The 6,088-nt window shown below is 71.9% G+C and carries 4 protein-coding genes; 2 read left to right on the top strand and 2 right to left on the bottom strand.

Features of this window, described 5'->3' with window-relative positions; translation table 11 throughout:
- Positions 1–54: 54 nt before the first annotated feature.
- A complete protein-coding gene (locus KS423_RS36040; protein WP_224283958.1) occupies positions 55–1,692 on the bottom strand; it encodes an APC family permease in 1,638 nt (545 codons plus the stop codon).
- Positions 1,693–1,963: 271 nt separating this feature from the next.
- Here KS423_RS36040 and KS423_RS36035 point away from each other — a divergent pair, with 271 nt between their 5' ends.
- Positions 1,964–3,562 (top strand): TauD/TfdA family dioxygenase, encoded by a 1,599-nt coding sequence (locus tag KS423_RS36035; RefSeq protein WP_224283957.1) that lies wholly within the window; start codon positions 1,964–1,966, stop codon positions 3,560–3,562.
- Between the two features lie 19 nt (positions 3,563–3,581).
- On the opposite strand, the gene KS423_RS36030 is transcribed toward KS423_RS36035, so the two are convergent.
- Entirely contained in the window at positions 3,582–4,394 is an 813-nt protein-coding gene (locus KS423_RS36030; protein WP_308020287.1) for a GntR family transcriptional regulator, read from the bottom strand.
- A 339-nt stretch (positions 4,395–4,733) separates the two neighbouring features.
- On the opposite strand from KS423_RS36030, the gene KS423_RS36025 reads away from it, so the two are divergent.
- Positions 4,734–5,903 carry an ABC transporter substrate-binding protein gene (locus KS423_RS36025; RefSeq protein ID WP_224283956.1) on the top strand — a complete coding sequence of 390 codons (1,170 nt, stop codon included), beginning with the start codon at positions 4,734–4,736 and terminating at the stop codon, positions 5,901–5,903.
- The last annotated feature ends 185 nt before the right edge of the window (positions 5,904–6,088 follow it).

The raw sequence follows: 6,088 nt of genomic DNA, 5'->3' as shown, positions 1-6,088 counted from the left end.
GGCCCCGGAGGACGTCCTCCGGGGCCGCAGCCCTGTCCGCACACCACGGCCGGCTCAGTGCCCGTTGACGTCCACCACCTCGACGCCGCGGATGTTCCGCTCGATCTCCTCGGCCGGCAGCGCGATCGCCAGCGCCCAGTAGTAGACGACCAGCGAGAACGCCACCACGACGGCGATGTCCCACCACAGCGGAAGGTTCCCCCGCGAGCCCGCGCCGAAGGTGCCCTGCCAGGAGATCAGGCCCATGCCGACCAGGTAGACCGGCAGCCACTGCCCGGCCCGGAAGTCCATCCGGGGCGCGTTCGGCATCCCCTTCGAGCGCGCGTACCAGGAGTACCCGCCGAGCAGCAGGTAGCCGATCACGATCGCCAGGCCCAGCCGCCACAGGGTGTCCCAGCCGGACCAGTAGATGACCAGGCTGGCCACCACGAAGGCCAGCGGCGAGACCACCGAGCCGCCGGGCAGGTGGTACGAGCGCTCCATCGCGGGCAGCCGCTTGCGCAGCACCCCGAAGGCCAGCGGGGCGCCCGCGTACATCAGCACCACCGCCGAGGTGATGAACCCGACCAGCCGCTGCCAGCTCGGGAAGGGCAGGAAGCAGATCACCCCGGCCACCCAGGCGATGAGCAGGCCGAGCCAGGGCACCGAGCGCTTGTCGGTGGACTGCAGCACCTGCGGCGCGTAGCCGTTGCGGCTCAGGCCGTAGGTGACCCGGGAGCTGGAGGTGATGTAGACCAGCCCGGTGCCGGCCGGCGAGATGACCGCGTCGATGAACAGCACGGTGGCCAGCCAGCCCAGGCCGATCAGGGTCGCCAGGCCGGCGAAGGGCCCGCTGATCCCGGGGTAGTCGAGCGTGCTCCAGCCCTGGGCGAAGGTCTCCGGCGGCAGCGCGCCGATGAACACCACCTGGAGCATCACGTAGACGATCGTGCCGACCACCACCGAGCCGAGCACGGCGCGCGGGATGTCCCGGCGCGGGTTGCGGCTCTCCCCCGCCCACTGGATGGCCTGCTCGAAGCCGAGCAGCGCGAAGATCACCCCGCTGCTGCTGATCGCGGTGAGCACGCCCTTGGCGCCGTCCGGCGCGAAACCGTGCACGGTGAAGTTGGAGCCGTGGAACTCGGTGATGCCGAGCGCGAAGATGGTCAGCACCGGGACGGCGACCTTCCACACGGTGGCCGCGCTGTTGGTGTGGGCGAGCAGCCGCACGCCGAGGAAGTTGACCGCGACGAAGACTCCGAGCAGGACGGCCGCGACGACGAACCCCCAGCCGGTCAGCGTCAGGTTCTTGTTCAGCAGGCCGTCCGCCCAGCTCCAGTGCTGGGCGTAGTTGATCATCGCCTGCACCTCGATCGGCGCGATGGTCGCGGCCTGGAGCCAGGTGAACCAGCCGAAGGACATCCCGGCGAACCCGCCGAAGGCGTAGTGCGGGTAGCGGGCCGTACCGCCCGCCACCGGGAACAGCCCGCCCAGCTCGGCGTGCACCAGCGCCAGCAGGATGATCGCCACCGCGCCGATGCCCCAGGACAGCAGCGCCGACGGCCCGGCCGCCACCGCCGCCTTCTGCGCCCCGAACAGCCAGCCGGAGCCGATGATCGCTCCGACCGAGGCCCAGAGCAGTCCGATGACGCCGACCTCGCGCCGCAGCCCGGTGTGCCCCGCGCCGGGCGGAGTGGAGGAGGAATGGGCCATGGCCGATCGCCTCTCGAAGCAGGAGGAATTCCTCCGACAGTGCCGCAGCCATGCCGTCTCCCCACCCCGAAACGCCCCGTGCCCCGCTCCCCTCACTCGAACAGCCTGCCGGGCCGTCCGCCGCCACCGCCTGCCGGCACAGTTCCCGCAGCGTTCACCCGCCCGGCACGTGGAACTCACCGGGGACAGGCAAGCTCCCGACCAGGGAAGCGAAGTTGGCTATACAACTTCAGCCGACACGACAGCCGTAGTGCCACCGAGGAGAAGACCGATGACCGAGCTGCCGCCGTACTGGCTGCGCGACAACTGCCCGTGCGCCGAGTGCCGGGACCCGCGCAACGGGCAGAAGCTGTTCCAGATCGACGACCTGCCGCAGGACCTGGCCGCCGTCGTGAGCGAGGAGGCCGACGGGCACCTGGAGGTGCTCTGGTCGGACGGGCACCGCTCCCGTTACCCGCTGGAGTGGCTCGACCGGGCGGACGAGGGCGACGGACGGACCGAGCACGGCAAGCGGCTCTGGACGGCGGCGGACTTCGCCCCCGGCATCCCGGAAGCGGACTGGGAGGCGTACCTGACCGACCCGGCCGAGCGGGCCGCGGTGCTGGCCGCCGTACGGCGCAGCGGCTTCGCCGTGCTGCACGGGGTGCCGACCGTGGAGCGGCAGGTGCTGCGGGTCGCCGAGAGCCTCGGGTACGTGCGGGTCACCAACTACGGGGAGCTGTTCGACGTCCGGGTCGAGCCGGACCCGAACAACCTCGCCTTCACCAGCGTCGCCATCGCCCCGCACACCGACAACCCCTACCGGGACCCGGTGCCGACCCTCCAGCTGCTGCACTGCCTGGAGAACTCGGCGACCGGCGGCGACTCCGGACTGGTGGACGGGTTCATGGCCGCGGCGGTCCTCCGGGAGGAGGCGCCGGCCGAGTTCGAGGTCCTCACCCGCACGCCCGTCCCGTTCGTCTTCCGCGACCGTCACACCGAGCTGCGTGCCGACCGCCCGCTGATCGACGTGGACCCGCGGGGAAGGATCCGGGAGGTCAGGTTCAACAACCGCTCGATCGGCACCCTGCGCGGGCACGGGCCGAACGACCTGGACGCCTTCTACGCCGCCTACCGCCGGTTCGCCGCGATCACCCTGCGCCCCGAGCTCCGGCTCACCTTCCGCCTCGGCCCCGGCGACTGCCTGATCTTCGACAACACCCGCCTGCTGCACGCCCGGACGGCGTTCCGGCAGGACGGCCACCGGCACCTCCAGGGCTGCTACGCCGACCTCGACGGACTGCACAGCGCCCTCGCCGTGCTGCACCGCCGCGCCGCCGCGCTGGACACGATCGCCGCCCTGTTCGCGGGCGAGGGCGCCGGGGAGTACCTGGGCGAGGAGGTCACCATGGCCGAGCACATGCTCCAGGCCGCCGCTGCCGCCGAGGCCGCCGGGGCGCCGGAGCACCTGGTCGCCGCCGCTCTGCTGCACGACGCCGGCCACTTCTTCGACGAGCACGGCCGGGGCACCGGGCACGGACGGGATCTGATGGAGGGTCGGGACAACCGCCACAGCCACACGGGCGCCGACTGGCTGGCCCGCTGGTTCGGCCCGGAGGTCACCGAGCCGGTCCGGCTGCACGTGGCCGCCAAGCGCTACCTGTGCGCGGTCGAGCCCGGGTACCGGGAGCGGCTCTCCGCGGCCTCGGAGTACACGCTGAGCGTCCAGGGCGGCCCGATGGACGAGCACCAGGCCGCCGCCTTCGCCGAACTCCCGGGCGCCCAGGACGCGGTGGCGGTGCGACGCTGGGACGAGCAGGCGAAGGTGGCCGGCGCCCCGACGCCGGACTTCGAGCACTACCGCCCGCTGCTCGCCGCGCTCATGCGGTGAGGAATCCCGACGGGCGGGCTCAGTCCAGCTCCCGGGCGTGCCGCGAAAGCGCCGAGGTGGCCAGGGAGTTGTGCACGCTGAACGCCACCGTCCCGGGCAGGTAGCGGTCCTGGGACCACTCCACCGGCGTGCCCGTCGGGTCGGTCGTGCGCCGCCGCTCGCGCAGCAGCGGACCGCCCCGACGGCAGCCGAGCAGCCGGGCGTCCTCGGCGTTGGCCGCGACGATGTCGATCGTGTGGTCGGCGTCGGTGAACAGGATGCCGTGCTCGCGCAGCACTTCGGTGTGCGAGACCACGTCCGGCGGCAGCTCGACGACGATCTCGCCGACCCGCGGCGGGTAGACGGTGCGCTCGACCATCACCGGCGTGCCGGACAGCGTCCGCAGCCGGACCGTCACATACACCTCGGCGCCCGGTTCCAGGCGCAGCTGCTCGCGCTCGACGGCGTCGGCCGGGCGGCGCACCAGCGAGTCCAGGATGCCGCCGGGCTCCTCGCCCATCGAGTACGCCCAGTGCGTGAAGCTGAGCAGTTCGGAGAAGCTCTGCACCCGGGCGCCGCCGAGCACCACCCGGCGGGTGCCGCGGCGGGAGGTGACCAGTCCGTCGGAGCGCAGCACGGCGAGCGCCTGGCGGACGGTGCCGCGGGAGACGCCGTACTGCTCGGCCAGCGCGCCCTCGGCGGGCAGCCGGCCGGCCTCGCCGTACGCGCCGGTGGTGATCGCCTCGCGCAGGTCGGCGGCCACCTTCCGGTACAGCGCGCCGGAGCGCTCGGCAGGGTGGTCCCCGGCTGCCGGGCGCCCCTCGGCCTCGGGGCGCTGGGGCTCAGTTGCCACGTCAGTCAATGTCCCTCCTGGGGGGTGTCCTGCGCAGCCGTACCGGCGCGGACAGCCCGACCTTATCCCGCTGCGCCTTCGAAGCATCGCACCGAACGGATCACGCTCCGATGGCCGGATTCCACCGTTCCCGCAGCCGACCCCGGTTCTGGGCCGTCCGTTCACCTTCCCGTCACCGGGTTCCGGCGTACTTACTGCCGTCAGCGAAGTTGGCTAGTCAACTCGGACGACGTCGATCGATCGCTCACCCGGCCGGTCCGCCGCCCTTCGCGAGACGCAAGCCCGCGGAACCCCCGCGAACGCCCCTCGCAGTACGCCCCCTTAACAGGAGACTTCCCCGTGACCGTGCACCGCGCCCGCGCCGCCGCCTTCGCGGCCGTACTGACCGCCGCCGCGCTCTCCCTCACCGCCTGCGGCTCCGCCGGTTCGAGCACCAAGTCCGGCGACACCGCCACGGGCGGCGCCAAGGACGCCAAGACGGCCACCTCCGCCGCCGACTTCGGCGGCATGGACGGCCTGGTCGCCGCCGCCAAGAAGGAGGGCAAGCTGCACGTCATCACGCTGCCCCGGGACTGGGCGAACTACGGCAAGATCATCGACGGTTTCAAGGCCAAGTACGGCATCGAGGTCGAGGAGGAGAACCCGGACGGCTCCAGCCAGGACGAGATCAACGCGATCAACTCCCGCAAGGGCCAGGACCGCGCCCCCGACGTGGTCGACCTGGGCAGCGCCTTCGCCCTCCAGGCGGTCAAGGACGGCATTCTCGCCCCCTACAAGGTGGCCACCTTCGACAAGGTGCCGGACACCATGAAGGACGCGAACGGCGCCGCCGTCAACGACTACGGCGGCTACGTCTCGATCGGCTGCGACGCCAAGAAGATCGCCAACTGCCCGAAGACCTTCGCCGACCTGCTCAAGCCGGAGTACAAGGGCCAGGTCGCCCTCAACGGCAACCCGACCAAGTCCGGCTCCGCCTTCGGCGGTGTCTACGCGGCCGCGCTCGCCAACGGCGGTTCGCTGGACAACATCCAGCCCGGCATCGACTTCTTCGGCAAGCTGAAGCAGTCCGGCAACTTCAACCCGGTCGAGTCGACCCCGGCCACCGTCGAGAAGGGCGAGACCCCGATCTCGATCGACTGGTCGTACCTGAACGCCGGCTACACCGACGAGTTCAAGGACAAGGGCGTCGACTGGAAGGTCTCCATCCCGGCCGACGGCTCCTACGCCCAGTTCTACAACCAGGCCGTCAACAAGTGGGCCCCGCACCCGGCGGCCGCCCGCCTGTGGCAGGAGTACCTGTTCAGCGCCGAGGGCCAGAACCTCTACCTCGGCGGCTACGCCACTCCGGCCACCTTCGAGGCCCTGAAGAAGGACGGCAGCCTGGACGCCGCCGCGGCCGCCAAGCTGCCGACCGTCGAGAAGCCGTTCACCACCTTCCCGACCGTCGACCAGATCAACGCGGCCAAGAAGGTCGTCACCGAGAACTGGACCAAGGCCATCGCGGGCTGACACCCGCGCCGCGCACCGTACTTCGGGCTGAGAAAAGGCACTCATGACCACGGCTCCCACCCCGGTGCCGACCACCCCCGCCGCCACCGCCCCCGGTGGCGGCGCGGGGGCGTCCGCCACCGCCACGACCTCCCCCACCACCCCCGCTCCCACCCCGCGGCGCCGGCCGCTCGCCCGCCTCGGCG

It is taken from the genome of Streptomyces sp. LS1784, assembly GCF_020103755.1.
Lineage (GTDB): Bacteria > Actinomycetota > Actinomycetes > Streptomycetales > Streptomycetaceae > Kitasatospora.
The sequence above is the reverse complement of the archived record's forward strand: the minus strand, read 5'-3'. Positions and strand labels throughout refer to the sequence as shown.

Bases quoted from the DNA above. Each gene is read 5' to 3' on its own strand.
- KS423_RS36040 (WP_224283958.1), bottom strand. From the start codon at position 1,692: ATGGCCCATTCCTCCTCCACTCCGCCCGGCGCGGGGCACACCGGGCTG.
- KS423_RS36035 (WP_224283957.1), top strand. From the start codon at position 1,964: ATGACCGAGCTGCCGCCGTACTGGCTGCGCGACAACTGCCCGTGCGCC.